Origin of the sequence: Pseudomonas sp. P8_241 (assembly GCF_034008315.1) — a bacterium.
GTDB lineage: Bacteria > Pseudomonadota > Gammaproteobacteria > Pseudomonadales > Pseudomonadaceae > Aquipseudomonas.
In genome coordinates this window covers 1,202,622-1,216,236 of sequence record NZ_CP125377.1, presented here as the reverse complement: position 1 = coordinate 1,216,236, position 13,615 = coordinate 1,202,622, and the positions used below count along the sequence as shown (strand labels likewise).

General features: G+C 58.3%; 13 protein-coding genes, 1 tRNA gene and 1 pseudogene. 3 read left to right on the top strand and 12 right to left on the bottom strand.

Annotation, left to right across the window (positions count from 1 at the left end; all coding sequences use genetic code 11):
* Nucleotides 1-102 precede the first annotated feature (102 nt).
* The 4 genes from QMK58_RS05415 to trmJ all read right to left on the bottom strand — a co-directional run bounded on the left by QMK58_RS05415 (nt 103) and on the right by trmJ (nt 3,680).
* Nucleotides 103-1,317 carry an IscS subfamily cysteine desulfurase gene (locus QMK58_RS05415; protein WP_053162334.1) on the bottom strand — a complete coding sequence of 405 codons (1,215 nt, stop codon included), beginning with the start codon at nt 1,315-1,317 and terminating at the stop codon, nt 103-105.
* Between the two features lie 50 nt (nt 1,318-1,367).
* On the bottom strand, nt 1,368-1,859 hold the full coding sequence (iscR, locus tag QMK58_RS05410; protein ID WP_003227911.1) for a Fe-S cluster assembly transcriptional regulator IscR: 492 nt from the start codon (nt 1,857-1,859) through the stop codon (nt 1,368-1,370).
* A 271-nt stretch (nt 1,860-2,130) separates the two neighbouring features.
* Nucleotides 2,131-2,907, bottom strand: coding sequence for a serine O-acetyltransferase (gene cysE / locus QMK58_RS05405; protein ID WP_053162336.1), 777 nt, complete (start codon nt 2,905-2,907; stop codon nt 2,131-2,133).
* Nucleotides 2,908-2,909: 2 nt separating this feature from the next.
* Complete coding sequence (trmJ, locus tag QMK58_RS05400) at nt 2,910-3,680, bottom strand: tRNA (cytosine(32)/uridine(32)-2'-O)-methyltransferase TrmJ (RefSeq protein WP_008025492.1); 771 nt, start codon at nt 3,678-3,680, stop codon at nt 2,910-2,912.
* A 146-nt stretch (nt 3,681-3,826) separates the two neighbouring features.
* Here trmJ and suhB point away from each other — a divergent pair, with 146 nt between their 5' ends.
* Nucleotides 3,827-4,645: an inositol-phosphate phosphatase gene (suhB, locus tag QMK58_RS05395; RefSeq protein ID WP_016984379.1), complete on the top strand. Its 819-nt coding sequence runs from the start codon at nt 3,827-3,829 to the stop codon at nt 4,643-4,645.
* A gap of 304 nt (nt 4,646-4,949) precedes the next feature.
* On the opposite strand, the gene QMK58_RS05390 is transcribed toward suhB, so the two are convergent.
* The 6 genes from QMK58_RS05390 to queA all read right to left on the bottom strand — a co-directional run bounded on the left by QMK58_RS05390 (nt 4,950) and on the right by queA (nt 11,051).
* Nucleotides 4,950-5,498, bottom strand: a complete 549-nt coding sequence (locus QMK58_RS05390; RefSeq protein WP_320395972.1) for a glycine zipper 2TM domain-containing protein — start codon at nt 5,496-5,498, stop codon at nt 4,950-4,952.
* 119 nt (nt 5,499-5,617) lie between these two features.
* Nucleotides 5,618-6,532 carry a protein translocase subunit SecF gene (secF, locus tag QMK58_RS05385; protein WP_053162341.1) on the bottom strand — a complete coding sequence of 305 codons (915 nt, stop codon included), beginning with the start codon at nt 6,530-6,532 and terminating at the stop codon, nt 5,618-5,620.
* Nucleotides 6,533-6,541: 9 nt separating this feature from the next.
* Nucleotides 6,542-8,410 (bottom strand): protein translocase subunit SecD, encoded by a 1,869-nt coding sequence (gene secD / locus QMK58_RS05380; protein ID WP_320395971.1) that lies wholly within the window; start codon nt 8,408-8,410, stop codon nt 6,542-6,544.
* 64 nt (nt 8,411-8,474) lie between these two features.
* A complete protein-coding gene (gene yajC, locus QMK58_RS05375) occupies nt 8,475-8,813 on the bottom strand; it encodes a preprotein translocase subunit YajC (protein ID WP_007916913.1) in 339 nt (112 codons plus the stop codon).
* Between the two features lie 43 nt (nt 8,814-8,856).
* Nucleotides 8,857-9,972, bottom strand: a complete 1,116-nt coding sequence (gene tgt, locus QMK58_RS05370; protein ID WP_162488928.1) for a tRNA guanosine(34) transglycosylase Tgt — start codon at nt 9,970-9,972, stop codon at nt 8,857-8,859.
* A gap of 14 nt (nt 9,973-9,986) precedes the next feature.
* Nucleotides 9,987-11,051, bottom strand: coding sequence for a tRNA preQ1(34) S-adenosylmethionine ribosyltransferase-isomerase QueA (gene queA / locus QMK58_RS05365; protein WP_060543097.1), 1,065 nt, complete (start codon nt 11,049-11,051; stop codon nt 9,987-9,989).
* Nucleotides 11,052-11,156: 105 nt separating this feature from the next.
* On the opposite strand from queA, the gene QMK58_RS05360 reads away from it, so the two are divergent.
* Together QMK58_RS05360 and QMK58_RS05355 are read left to right on the top strand one after the other, a co-directional pair.
* Nucleotides 11,157-11,241 (top strand) — tRNA-Leu (locus tag QMK58_RS05360).
* 159 nt (nt 11,242-11,400) lie between these two features.
* Nucleotides 11,401-11,730 (top strand): hypothetical protein, encoded by a 330-nt coding sequence (locus QMK58_RS05355; protein WP_053162348.1) that lies wholly within the window; start codon nt 11,401-11,403, stop codon nt 11,728-11,730.
* A 369-nt stretch (nt 11,731-12,099) separates the two neighbouring features.
* On the opposite strand, the pseudogene QMK58_RS28900 reads toward QMK58_RS05355, so the two are convergent.
* A pseudogene (locus QMK58_RS28900) lies at nt 12,100-12,186 on the bottom strand (arsenical resistance protein ArsH); the annotation flags it as partial.
* A complete protein-coding gene (locus QMK58_RS05345) occupies nt 12,180-13,364 on the bottom strand; it encodes a diguanylate cyclase (protein WP_256220752.1) in 1,185 nt (394 codons plus the stop codon). The pseudogene QMK58_RS28900 and the gene QMK58_RS05345, both read right to left, overlap by 7 nt.
* Nucleotides 13,365-13,615 lie beyond the last annotated feature (251 nt).

Genomic DNA, 13,615 nt, shown 5'->3' with positions numbered 1-13,615 from the left:
GATTCTCAATCCTCACTCATCAGGGCCGCTCTTGAGACCCTGTAGTTGCGCTGCGTGTATCGCCGCGCTGCTACAGGACCTGTATCCGGCGGCTTCTATTATTTAGTGTGCCGCCCACTCGATCTTCGAGATATCGACGCCGTCTTTGTACATGTCCCACAGCGGCGACAGAGCGCGCAGCTTGGTAACGGCCTCGCAGACTTTCTGCGCGGCGTAATCGATTTCTTCTTCGGTGGTGAAACGACCAAAGGTGAAGCGGATCGAGCTGTGTGCCAGTTCGTCGTTGCGGCCCAGGGCGCGCAGTACGTACGAAGGCTCCAGGGACGCCGAGGTGCAGGCCGAACCGGACGAAACCGCCAGATCCTTGAGCGCCATGATCAGCGACTCGCCTTCAACGTAGTTGAAGCTCAGGTTCAGGTTGTGCGGAACGCGGGCGGTCAGGCTGCCGTTGACGTACAGCTCTTCCAGGTGCTCGACCTGCTTGTAGAAACGGTCGCTCAACGCCTTGATGCGTACGTTCTCGGCAGCCATGTCTTCCTTGGCGACACGGAACGCTTCGCCCATGCCGACGATCTGGTGAGTAGCCAGAGTGCCGGAACGCATGCCGCGCTCGTGACCGCCGCCGTGCATGGTCGCTTCGATACGTACGCGCGGCTTGCGGCTGACGTACAGGGCGCCGATGCCTTTAGGACCGTAGGTCTTGTGGGCAGAGAAGGACATCATGTCGACTTTCAACTTCGAAAGGTCGATCTCGACCTTGCCGGTGGACTGAGCGGCGTCGACGTGGAACAGGATGCCCTTGGAACGCAGCAGCTCGCCGATCGCAGCGATGTCGTTGACGGTGCCGATTTCGTTGTTCACGTGCATGACCGAAACCAGGATGGTGTCGTCGCGCAGTTCGGCTTCGATCATCTCCGGGGTCACCAGGCCATCGGTACGCGGCTCGATGTAGGTCACTTCGAAGCCTTCACGTTCCAGCTGGCGCATGGTGTCGAGGACAGCCTTGTGCTCAATCTTGGTGGTGATCAGGTGCTTGCCTTTGGTGGCATAGAAATGTGCCGCACCCTTGATTGCCAGGTTGTCGGATTCGGTGGCACCGGAGGTCCAGACGATTTCACGCGGGTCGGCGTTGACCAGGTCAGCGACCTGACGACGGGCGTTTTCAACGGACTCTTCAGCTTTCCAGCCGAACACGTGGGAACGGGACGCCGGGTTACCGAAGTTTCCGTCGACCAGCAGGCATTCACTCATCTTTTGCGCGACACGCGGATCAACCGGGGTAGTCGCAGAGTAATCAAGGTAAATCGGCAATTTCATGGACTATCTCCTAAATCAGGCTGGCTGGCGTGCCGCTAGCTCTCTGGCTGTCATTCGACGGCGGACGCTTCAATCTTGTCCAGGCGTGGCGCCTTGCTGTTGCAACGGCGTTGGTCCTGACGCTGGGCTACTTCTTGCACCTCACGGCGAGTCACAAGGTCAGCCAAGCTGATACCGCTCAGAAATTCGTGGATCTGCAGGCTCAGGTCGCACCACAAGTGGTGAGTCAGGCAAGTGTCACCGGAGTGGCAATCGCCCTGCCCCTGGCATTTGGTTGCATCGACCGATTCGTTCACTGCATCGATCACCTGGGCGACCTGGATACCTTGCATGTCGCGTGACAGCTGGTAGCCGCCGCCTGGACCACGGACGCTGGACACCAGATTGCTGCGGCGCAATTTGGCGAAAAGCTGCTCGAGGTAGGACAGGGAAATGCCTTGGCGCTCGGAGATATCGGCCAGGGACACGGGCCCGTGCTGCGCGTGCAACGCCAGGTCGAGCATGGCGGTCACGGCGTATCGGCCTTTTGTAGTCAGTCGCATGGACAATTACCACGGAGTTCGGAATGGGGCGAGTATGCAATTCCCGAGTATTTAAGTCAACTATAAGACCTAGTACTTTAGTCAGGATTACCCGCAAAAGAGCGGGCGCATCATAGCAAAGGCCGACTATGGACGGCCAGCAATTCCCTGTAGGAGCGAGCATGCTCGCGATGGTCATCAACGATAACGCTGGGCGCCTGACACCCCGCAGTGCTCTCAGGTCCATCGCGAGCATGCTTGCTCCTACAGTGAGGGGCACGCTCGCAAAACGTCAGCTGGCCTGACTCTGATCCTTGTCCTTCACACAGGCGAAGTCTTCTTCGCGCAGCTCAGGCAGATCTTTCGCACAATAACTGCTACCCAGATCCTTCAACGCCCCACACATCCCCTCCAGACGACCATCGACCGCCTGCAAGTGATCGAGCAATTGATTGATGGCGCGAGCCACCGGATCAGGCATGTCCTCAGTCACGCCGTAGGCATCGAAGCCGATCTTCTCAGCCATGGCCTTGCGCTTGGCGTCCTGCTCTTCGTCGGGCTTGACGATGATCCGGCCCGGAATCCCCACCACCGTGGCACCCGGCGGCACCTCCTTGGTCACGACAGCATTGGAACCGACCTTGGCCCCGGCACCGACGGTGAATGGACCGAGCACCTTCGCGCCCGCCCCGACCACGACGCCATCACCCAGGGTCGGGTGACGCTTGCCTTTGTTCCAGCTGGTGCCGCCCAGGGTCACGCCCTGATAAATAGTGACGTCATCGCCAATCTCGGCGGTTTCACCGATAACGATACCCATACCATGGTCAATGAAGAAACGACGACCGACCTTGGCCCCCGGATGGATCTCGATCCCGGTCAACCAGCGACCGAAGTTCGACACCAGCCGCGCCAGCCATTTCAGGTCGGCGCGCCACAGCATTGCCGACAAACGGTGAATCCAGATGGCGTGCATGCCGGGGTAGCAGGTCAGTACTTCAAAAGCGTTACGCGCCGCCGGGTCTCGGTGGAATACGCTCTGGATATCTTCACGCAAACGCTCGAACATCATTAATCCTTCCGCTTAAGAAGCTCACCACGGGCCGCTTTTTGGGTTTCCGTGAGGATGCCACGCAATATATTCATTTCCGCCCGGCTGACCGAGCTGCGTCCGTACAACCGGCGCAGGCGCGCCATCAAGTGCCGCGGCTTTTCCGGATCGAGGAATTCGATGGCCACCAGGGTCTGCTCCAGGTGCTCATAGAATCGTTCCAGCTCGTCCATGGTCGCCAGCTCAGCGCTTTTGACCGAGGCCACTTCTTCCTTCTCGACCTTGCTCGGCTGGCCTTGGGCCGCGAGCCAGGACATGCGCACTTCATAACTCAACACCTGCACCGCCGCCCCAAGGTTCAGCGAGCTGAACTCAGGGTCTGATGGGATGTGCACGTGATAATGACATCGCTGCAGCTCTTCGTTGGTCAGGCCGGAGTCTTCGCGACCGAACACCAGAGCGATTTCCGCGCCCTGCCCGGCTTCCTCGACCACTTTCGTGCCGCATTCGCGGGGATCGAGCAACGGCCAGGGAATGCGGCGGTCGCGGGCACTGGTGCCGAGCACCAGATTGCAGCCGACCAAGGCATCTTCCAAAGTGGCGACGACTTGCGCGTTTTCAAGGATGTCACCGGCACCGGAGGCACGGGCATCAGCCTCGTGATGCGGGAACAGACGAGGCTCGACCAGCACCAGCCGCGACAGGCCCATGTTCTTCATGGCACGCGCAGCCCCGCCGATATTGCCCGGATGGCTGGTATTGACCAGGACGACACGAATGTTTTGCAGCAAGGGAGGCGCTCTCGAACACAATAATCGGGAGCAGAATCTTACAGCGCTCGCTACCGTTAAGCCATGAAAGCGAACGTCGTCCTTCTCCTGTAGAAACTTTCTGATAGAATGCTCGGCTTTCTTTAACAACCTTAGGTGACACATCCATGCAGCCCATGCTGAATATCGCGCTGCGCGCCGCCCGCAGCGCCAGTGAATTGATCTTCCGCTCCATCGAGCGCCTGGATACCATCAAGGTCGACGAAAAAGACGCCAAGGATTACGTATCCGAGGTGGATCGCGCCGCCGAACAGAAAATCATCGACGCCCTGCGCAAGGCTTACCCGAATCACTCGATCCGTGGTGAAGAGACCGGCCTGCACGCCGGCACCGGCATCGAAGGCGAAGAGTACCTGTGGATCATCGACCCGCTGGACGGCACCACCAACTTCCTGCGCGGCATCCCTCACTTCGCTGTCAGCATCGCCTGCAAATACCGCGGTCGTCTTGAGCACGCCGTTGTTCTGGACCCGGTTCGCCAGGAAGAATTCACCGCCAGCCGTGGTCGCGGCGCTCAACTGAACGGTCGTCGCCTGCGCGTCAGCGGTCGCACCAGCCTCGACGGCGCTCTGCTGGGTACAGGCTTCCCGTTCCGTGACGACCAGATGGACAACCTCGACAACTACCTGGGCATGTTCCGCGCCCTGGTTGGCCAGACCGCCGGCATCCGCCGCGCAGGTTCGGCGAGCCTGGACCTGGCCTACGTGGCTGCCGGCCGTTTCGACGCCTTCTGGGAGTCAGGCCTGTCCGAGTGGGACATGGCAGCAGGCGCCCTGCTGATTCAAGAAGCCGGCGGCCTGGTGAGCGACTTCACCGGTGGTCACGATTTCCTTGAAAAAGGCCACATCGTTGCCGGTAACACCAAGTGCTTCAAGGCAGTATTGACGGCCATCCAGCCGCACCTGCCGGCCTCGCTGAAGCGCTAAGCTTCGCGACAGAATAAAGCACCCTTCGGGGTGCTTTTTTATGCCTGGAATTTATTGACTGTTACTACGCTATCGCCAGCAAGCCGGCTCCTACGGAGATGGGTGTTGTTGCATAAATAGCGGGCACAAAAAATTACCCTTGTAGGAGCCGGCTTGCTGGCGATAGCGATCTGAGATTCAGCATTTATCTCGACTGTTACACCGCCATCGCCGGCAAGCCGGCTCCTACAGGGATTGGTGGTAAGCCATAAATTTTGGGCACAAAAAAGCACCCCGCAGGGTGCTTCTTTTTACGCTGAGCTACTTACTGAACCGGCTCGTTCTGAGACAGGATCAACTTGCCTTCCTTGTCCACAGGAATCTGGTTCCCCGGATCACGATCCATCCGCACCTTGCCTTCCTTGCCATCCAGCGAATACCGCACGTCGTAACCCACTACCTTGTCACTGATGTCATTCACCGTATTACAACGGGTCTGAGTCGTGGTGTAGGTGTCACGCTCTTGCATGCCTTCCTGAACCTTGTTGCCGGCGTAACCACCACCGACCGCGCCCGCAACCGTGGCGATTTTCTTGCCGTTGCCGCCGCCAATCTGATTACCCAGCAGACCACCTGCCAGCGCACCGACCACCGTACCGGCGATCTGATGTTGATCTTTCACCGGCGCTTGCCGGGTGACAGTTACATCCTTGCACACTTCACGTGGAGTCTTGATTTGTGTCTTGACCGGCTCAACGGCGAGTACTTGTGCGTACTCCGGGCCGCTTTTAACCAGGCTGTAGGTGGCCACAGCACCCCCGGCAGTTACACCGACAGCACCCAGTACCGCACCAACCAGCATCGACTTGTTCACATGAACCTCCTGACCATCACATGCGGAACGTGTCCGCGCTTCTCCCAGCCTTGGAGCACAAAAAAAGGCGCGAGTTCAACTCGCGCCTTTTTGGATGACACCGCTTCAGGAAAAATCCTTCAAGGACGGTCGTCAACTTCCTTCTCGGTATTGGCCGGAGGAATCAGGTCTTCCGTGCTCAGATTCAGCCAGATCAGCACCACGTTCGCGATATAGATCGACGAGTAAGTACCCGCCAGAACACCGATGAACAGGGCAATGGAGAAACCGAACAGGTTGTCACCACCGAAGAACAGCAGAGCGGCAATCGCCAGCAAGGTGGAGATCGACGTCGCCATGGTCCGCAGCAGGGTTTGCGTGGTCGAGATGTTGATGTTCTCGATCAGGTTGGCCTTGCGCAGCACCCGGAAGTTCTCACGAACCCGGTCGAATACCACAATGGTGTCGTTGAGCGAGTAACCGATGATCGCCAGTACCGCCGCCAGCACCGTCAGATCGAAGGTGATCTGGAAGAACGACAGGATACCGATGGTCACGATCACATCGTGGATCAGGGACACGATCGCACCGACCGCAAACTTCCACTGAAAGCGGAACGCCAGGTAGATCAGGATGCCGCCCAGCGCCATCAGCATGCCGAGGCCGCCCTGGTCGCGCAGCTCTTCACCCACCTGCGGGCCGACGAACTCGACACGCTTGACCGTTGCAGGGTTCTCGCCGCCGACCTTCTGCAAGGCCTCGGCCACCTGGTGACCCAGTTGCGGGTCTTCACCTGGCATACGCACCAGCAGGTCAGTGGTTGCACCGAAGTTCTGCACGATGGCTTCGTGATAACCCGATTTCACCAGCTGCTCACGCACCTGGGTGACGTCGGCCGGACGCTCGTAGGTCAGCTCGATGAGCGTACCGCCGGTGAAGTCCAGGCCCCAGTTCATGCCCTTGGTGAAGACGCTGAACAAGGCCAGCACCGTAAGGAACAATGTGACGCCGAACGCAAAGTTGCGAACGCCCATGAAGTTGATTGTACGTAACATGGCAGCCCCTTAAATCCACAACTTCTTGAAGTCACGACCGCCGAAGATCAGGTTGACCATCGCGCGGGTCACCATGATGGCCGTGAACATCGAGGTAAAGATCCCGAGGGACATGGTCACTGCGAAGCCTTTGACGGGGCCGGTGCCCATGGCAAAGAGAATCCCGCCGACCAACAGCGTGGTCAGGTTGGCGTCGAGAATCGCGGTGAATGCCCGGCCGAAGCCTTCGTTGATTGCACGCTGCACGGTCATGCCGGCGGCGATCTCTTCACGGATCCGCGAGAAGATCAGCACGTTGGCGTCGACCGCCATACCCATGGTCAATACGATACCGGCGATACCCGGCAAGGTCAGCGTTGCACCCAGCAGCGACATCAGGGCCAGCAGCAGCACCATGTTCACCGCCAGAGCGACGGTGGCGATGATGCCGAAGAAGCGGTAGATGGCGATGATGAAGAGCGAGACAAACAGCATGCCCCAAAGCGAAGCATCGATACCCTTGGTGATGTTGTCGGCACCCAGGCTTGGACCAATGGTGCGCTCTTCAGCGAAGTACATCGGTGCGGCCAGACCACCGGCACGCAGCAGCAGCGCCAGTTCGGACGATTCGCCCTGGCCGTTCAGGCCGGTGATGCGGAACTGAGCACCCAGCGGCGACTGAATGGTCGCCAGGCTGATGATCTTCTTCTCTTCCTTGAAGGTCTGCACCGCCACGTCTTTCTCGACGCCGTTGACCACTTGCTTGGTGTAAGTGGTGACCGGACGCTGCTCGATGAAGATCACCGCCATGCTGCGACCGACGTTGGAACGGGTCGCACGGTTCATCAGCTCGCCGCCGTGACCATCCAGACGGATGTTCACTTCCGGCGTGCCGTGCTCGCCGAAGCCAGCCTTGGCGTCAGTCACCTGGTCACCGGTGATGATCAGGCCGCGCTCGATCAATGCAGGAGGACGCTTGCCCTCACGGAACTCGAAGGATTCGGAAGTGGCCTTGGAAGCACCCGGCTCAGCAGCCAGACGGAACTCCAGGTTGGCCGTCTTGCCGAGGATACGCTTGGCTTCTGCGGTGTCCTGCACACCCGGCAGCTCAACCACGATGCGGTTGGCGCCCTGACGCTGAACGATCGGCTCGGCAACACCCAGCTCGTTGACGCGGTTACGTACCGTGGTCAAGTTCTGCTTGATTGAATATTCGCGGATTTCCGCCAGCTTGGCCGGGGTCATCGCCAGACGCAGCACCGGTTGGCCATTGAGGTCAGCCGGAACAATGTCGAAATCGTTGAAGCTCTTGCGGATCAGGGTACGGGCCTGTTCGCGGGCTGCTTCATCAGTGAAGCCCAGCTGAATGGCACCATCGAGTTGCGGCAGGCTGCGATAACGCAGTTTTTCTTTGCGCAACAGGCTCTTGACGTCGCCTTCGTAGACTTTCAGGCGGGCGTCGAGGGCTTTGTCCATGTCCACTTCCAGCAGGAAGTGCACACCACCGGACAAGTCCAGGCCCAGCTTCATCGGGTGCGCGCCAAGGCTGCGCAGCCACTGCGGGGTGGTTTGTGCCAGGTTCAGCGCGACGACGTAGTCATCACCCAATGCCTTGCGCACGACGTCTTTGGCCGGCAGCTGGTCTTCAGCCTTGGTCAGGCGAATCAGCCCGCCCTTGCCGCCCGCAGCCAGCGTGGCCGCCTTGACGTTGATCCCGGATTCCTTGAGCGCAGCGCTCACGCGATCCAGATCAGCCTGATTGACTTGCAGCGCAGTGCTTGCACCGCTGACCTGAATGGCCGGGTCATCAGGGTAAAGATTGGGAGCGGAATAAATCAGACCGACCGCCAGCACCGCCAGGATCAGAATGTATTTCCACAGAGGATATTTGTTCAGCATCACGCCGCCCGTTTATGACGCGGGGCGCCTTGCGCGCCCCGTCGATTGAATATGAAGTTGAAACTTAGATCGCTTTGAGCGTGCCTTTTGGCAGCGTGGCAGCGATGGCGCCTTTCTGGAATTTCATTTCGACGGTGTCGGAAACTTCCAGAACAACGAAATCGTCTGCAACTTTAGTGATCTTGCCAGCGATGCCGCCGGTGGTCACAACTTCGTCGCCTTTTTGCAGGCTGCTCAGCAGGTTCTTCTGCTCTTTGGCGCGCTTGGCCTGTGGACGCCAGATCATCAGGTAGAAGATGACCAGGAAGCCGACCAGGAAAATCCACTCGAAACCGCCGCCCATTGGGCCGGCAGCAGCAGGTGCAGCGGCGTCAGCCATGGCGTTAGAGATAAAAAAGCTCATTTAGCACTCCAGTTGCAAATGTTGAATCTTGGGGTCAGAAAACTCAGTCCAAAGGCGGAACAGGTAACCCGCGTTTGGCGTAGAAGGCATCGACAAAGGCGGCCAATGTACCCTGTTGAATAGCCTCGCGCAAACCAGCCATAAGCACTTGATAATGACGCAAGTTATGGATGGTATTGAGCATGCTCCCCAGCATTTCGCCGCACTTGTCCAGGTGATGCAGATAAGCGCGGGAGAAGTTCTGGCAGGTATAGCAATCGCAGGTCGGATCGAGCGGCGAATCATCATGGCGATGGAACGCGTTTCGGATCTTCAGCACGCCGGTATCGATGAACAGATGCCCATTGCGGGCATTACGGGTTGGCATCACGCAATCGAACATGTCCACACCGCGGCGCACACCCTCAACCAAGTCTTCCGGTTTGCCAACGCCCATAAGGTAACGAGGTTTGTCAGCCGGCATCATGCCCGGCAGATAATCCAGCACCTTGATCATCTCGTGCTTGGGCTCGCCTACCGACAGACCACCGATGGCCAGGCCGTCGAAGCCGATCTTGTCGAGACCTTCCAGGGAGCGCATGCGCAGGTCCTGGTGCATGCCGCCCTGCACGATGCCGAACAGCGCCGCCGTGTTCTCGCCATGGGCTTCTTTCGAACGCTTGGCCCAACGCAGGGACAATTCCATGGAAATACGGGCGACGTCTTCGTCAGCCGGGTACGGCGTGCATTCGTCGAAAATCATCACGATGTCGGAGCCCAGGTCACGCTGGACCTGCATCGACTCTTCCGGCCCCATGAACACCTTGGCACCGTCGACGGGGGAAGCGAAGGTCACGCCCTCCTCCTTGATCTTGCGCATGGCGCCCAGGCTGAACACCTGAAAACCGCCGGAGTCGGTCAGGATCGGGCCTTTCCACTGCATGAAATCGTGCAGGTCGCCGTGCTTCTTGATCACTTCCGTGCCCGGGCGAAGCCACAGGTGGAAGGTGTTGCCCAGAATGATTTCAGCGCCAGTCGCCTCGATATCCCGTGGCAGCATGCCCTTGACCGTGCCGTAGGTGCCCACCGGCATGAAAGCCGGGGTCTCGACGGTACCGCGCGGGAAGGTCAAACGACCGCGACGAGCCTTGCCATCAGTGGCCAGCAGCTCGAAAGACATACGACAGGTGCGACTCATACTGTTTCCTCTGGGCCCGATTCTTTAGGGGCAGTCGGCGCAGGATTACGTGTGATGAACATCGCATCACCGTAGCTGAAAAAGCGGTAACCGTTGTCCACGGCAGCCTTGTAGGCGGCCATGGTTTCGGGATAACCGGCGAACGCCGAAACCAGCATCAACAGCGTGGATTCGGGCAAATGGAAGTTGGTGACCAGGGCATCGACCACATGAAACGGCCGGCCCGGGAAAATGAAAATGTCGGTGTCGCCACTGAACGGCTTGAGCACGCCATCGCGGGCGGCGCTTTCCAGGGAACGCACGCTGGTGGTTCCCACAGCCACCACACGACCACCGCGAGCGCGGCAGGCAGCCACGGCGTCGACCACGTCCTGGCCGACTTCCAGCCATTCGCTGTGCATGTGGTGGTCTTCGAGCTTCTCCACGCGCACCGGCTGGAACGTGCCAGCGCCGACGTGCAAGGTCACGAACGCAGTCTCGACGCCCTTGGCGGCAATCGCCTCCATCAGCACCTGATCGAAATGCAGCCCCGCCGTCGGCGCCGCCACCGCGCCCAAACGCTGGGCGTAGACGGTCTGGTAACGCTCGCGGTCGGCGCCTTCATCCGGGCGGTCTATATAAGGAGGCAGCGGCATGTGCCCGACGCGGTCGAGCAGCGGCAACACCTCTTCAGCAAACCCCAGCTCGAACAACGCATCGTGCCGCGCCAGCATCTCGGCCTCGCCACCGCCGTCGATGAGGATCTTCGACCCCGGCTTGGGCGACTTGCTGGACCGCACATGGGCCAGCACGCGATGACTGTCGAGCACCCGCTCCACCAGGATTTCCAGCTTGCCGCCGGAAGCCTTCTGGCCAAACAGCCGCGCCGGAATCACCCGGGTATTGTTGAACACCATCAAATCGCCAGGGCGCAAATGCTCCAGCAAATCAGTGAATTGACGGTGTGCCAGGGCGCCGCTGACCCCATCAAGGGTCAACAGGCGACTATTGCGACGCTCAGCCAAAGGGTGGCGAGCGATCAGCGAATCAGGGAGCTCGAAAGTAAAGTCAGCAACGCGCATGATGGGGTTCGTCTAGCAGGGCCGGGAAGTCTAGCGGAAATATCAAAAATTCTCCATGTACCTGATTGACCGACGGTTATCTCATCTCTATACTCCGCGGCCATTGCCCTGATGGCGGAATTGGTAGACGCGGCGGATTCAAAATCCGTTTTCGAAAGGAGTGGGAGTTCGAGTCTCCCTCGGGGCACCAAAATTAAGAAAGGTCTTGCTTAGCAAGGCCTTTTTTTTCGCCTGCGATAAAGCCCCTGACACCCCACACACCCTGTGGGAGCCAGCCTGCTGGCGATGCTTTTGCCCTTGTCCTTAAACACCACCCGCACCGCCGGAACATTTCACAAGGATTCCCCCCATGGAATTGCACCTGGAAACCGTCGCCCTCTTCTCCCTCAAACTGGCTTATGAGTCGGAAGGTTCAAGCCCGATTTTGCGGGATGATCTGATCATGAGTGATTACCAGCGGGATGTGTTTGAGTTGCTGGTGCGGCGGGGGGATGTAGAGGGGATTCAGGTGAAGGTGGATGAGTGTGTGGGGTTGGCGTTGGAGGCTGTTGGGGGTGTGGATAAGCCGTTGGGGCGGGAGTTGGGGAGGTTGGCGGGGGAATTTGCTGGGACTCGGGCGATGGAGGAGCTTGATGCGCCGCTCGTTGCGCTTAAGGACTATCTGAAAGACATTCAATGAATGAAGCTAGATGGCCTAATAAAGCGGGAACGTCCGATAGCGGACTGACACTGGCCCTCACGCCTTTTCCAATAATTAATCTTTTCCCACCACCCCTTTTCCCACGACAGCTATCGGCCAGAACCAGACATTCGTCGAATGACCGCTCTCAACCTAATGCGTATTGCGAAAATCACCGCGAAAGTCATTGGGCGAGCTCTGAAAATCAGCAAGTTTCGCTTGGGGAAATTCGAGGCTCCTGACAACTCAAATCGCCAATAACCAATAACCAATAACCAATAACCAATAACCAACGTCATGCCACTTGCCGAGCTTGTAGCCAACCTCGGGGAATGTGCCAATCTGATTGAAGCCTAGACATTGATGCCGTTGCTCAGCGCTTTCCTTGCGTTTGGAATAGCAATCCACAAGAAACTCCTGCCGATCGCGCAGCAACACGGTGAACTGGGTTAGTTTACGGTCAGCGGCAACAGGGTAAATACCTCGACGGCATTCCTGCCGCCCTTCTTGGCGCGGTACATGGCTTCGTCGCCAAAGCGCAGCAAATCGCGCACATTGTCCGCCTGGTCGGGGTACATCACCACGCCAATACTTGATGAAATGGAGAGTGTTACACCGTTATCCATGACAAAAGGTTGTTCAAGTACCAAGCGAATTTTCTCCGCGACCACAACGGCATCTTCTGCATTCCGGGCATCCGGCAGGAGGATGACGAATTCATCACCGCCTATTCGCGAGGCGGTATCAGACTCGCGCAGTACAGACCCCATACGGGATGCGACCTGGGCCAATAACCAATCTCCGGCCTCATGCCCGTGTTGGTCATTGACCGCCTTGAACTTGTCCAGGTCAATAAACAGTAATGCCAGCTTACGTTCTTCCCGTTTGCCGAGGGCGATCAGTTGTCCCAGCCGATCTTCCATCATTCGGCGGTTTGGCAAACCGGTCATTCGGTCGTAGAAAGCCAGTTTGCGGATGACTTCCTCTGCCGCCTTACGCACCGTGATATCCATGGCGATGCCAATCAGTGCGGGTTGCCCGTTAAGAGACATCCCCGATCCGTACACCGCCAGATCGAACAGCGATCCATCTTTCCTGCGGGCTTGGTATTCGCTGGCCAGGCCCTCGATCCTGCCATCTGGGTGCAATCGTTTTTGCACATTGGCATCGAGCAGATCGTGATCACCTTCCGCCACCAGGTCGAACACGCTCAGCGATTCAAGGAGCGTATGTTGCTCAACGCCGAACATCTCTGCGATTCGCGTATTCGCAAACACTAATTTTTGATCCTGGATTATGTAGATGCCGACTGCTGAAGTTTCCGCCACGCCGCGAAACATCGACTCCGCACGCATCAGGTTCAGGTGTTCCTGCTCGAGGTTGCCAACCAAGGTACCTATCCGCTGTGCGGAGTCATTAAACGCATCCGCCAACTGCCCAACCTCATCATTGGGCCAGTGCTCGATATGGACTTGAAAGTTGCCGTTTGCCAGTTCGCGACTGCCCTGCGCGAGCCTCAGCACCGGACGAACGAAGCCTCGCCGAACAATCAACCACGTCCCGCACAGGAACAGTATGTCTACCACCAACAACAGATAAGCGGTAGTTAGCTCGCTTTCCTGTTCGCGGTGCATCTCCTTTATCAGTGAGACCATCAACTGCTCGACATCGTCGAGCAAACTTTGTGAACTCTCGGCAAGAGCGCCTATCTGCCTTGCATCCGGACGGAATGTACCGTCGCGCAGCAGCGCCGACTCGATATCTTCGCGGTAGCGCTGCCAGGCGATTCTGATCTTTTCTAATTTGAGCTGCTGTGGCGGTGTCATTTGCCGTATCTGATCGCTATTTGTGTTTCCTCGGTGCATCAGCGTACTGACCGCATCCT

What these genes read in the sequence shown, in the direction of transcription:
- secD (WP_320395971.1), bottom strand. Translation starts at nt 8,410, where the DNA reads ATGCTGAACAAATATCCTCTGTGGAAATACATTCTGATCCTGGCGGTG.
- iscR (WP_003227911.1), bottom strand. Translation starts at nt 1,859, where the DNA reads ATGCGACTGACTACAAAAGGCCGATACGCCGTGACCGCCATGCTCGAC.
- suhB (WP_016984379.1), top strand. Translation starts at nt 3,827, where the DNA reads ATGCAGCCCATGCTGAATATCGCGCTGCGCGCCGCCCGCAGCGCCAGT.
- QMK58_RS05355 (WP_053162348.1), top strand. Translation starts at nt 11,401, where the DNA reads ATGGAATTGCACCTGGAAACCGTCGCCCTCTTCTCCCTCAAACTGGCT.
- tgt (WP_162488928.1), bottom strand. Translation starts at nt 9,972, where the DNA reads ATGTCTTTCGAGCTGCTGGCCACTGATGGCAAGGCTCGTCGCGGTCGT.
- secF (WP_053162341.1), bottom strand. Translation starts at nt 6,532, where the DNA reads ATGTTACGTACAATCAACTTCATGGGCGTTCGCAACTTTGCGTTCGGC.
- cysE (WP_053162336.1), bottom strand. Translation starts at nt 2,907, where the DNA reads ATGTTCGAGCGTTTGCGTGAAGATATCCAGAGCGTATTCCACCGAGAC.
- queA (WP_060543097.1), bottom strand. Translation starts at nt 11,051, where the DNA reads ATGCGCGTTGCTGACTTTACTTTCGAGCTCCCTGATTCGCTGATCGCT.
- QMK58_RS05345 (WP_256220752.1), bottom strand. Translation starts at nt 13,364, where the DNA reads ATGCACCGCGAACAGGAAAGCGAGCTAACTACCGCTTATCTGTTGTTG.
- QMK58_RS05415 (WP_053162334.1), bottom strand. Translation starts at nt 1,317, where the DNA reads ATGAAATTGCCGATTTACCTTGATTACTCTGCGACTACCCCGGTTGAT.
- yajC (WP_007916913.1), bottom strand. Translation starts at nt 8,813, where the DNA reads ATGAGCTTTTTTATCTCTAACGCCATGGCTGACGCCGCTGCACCTGCT.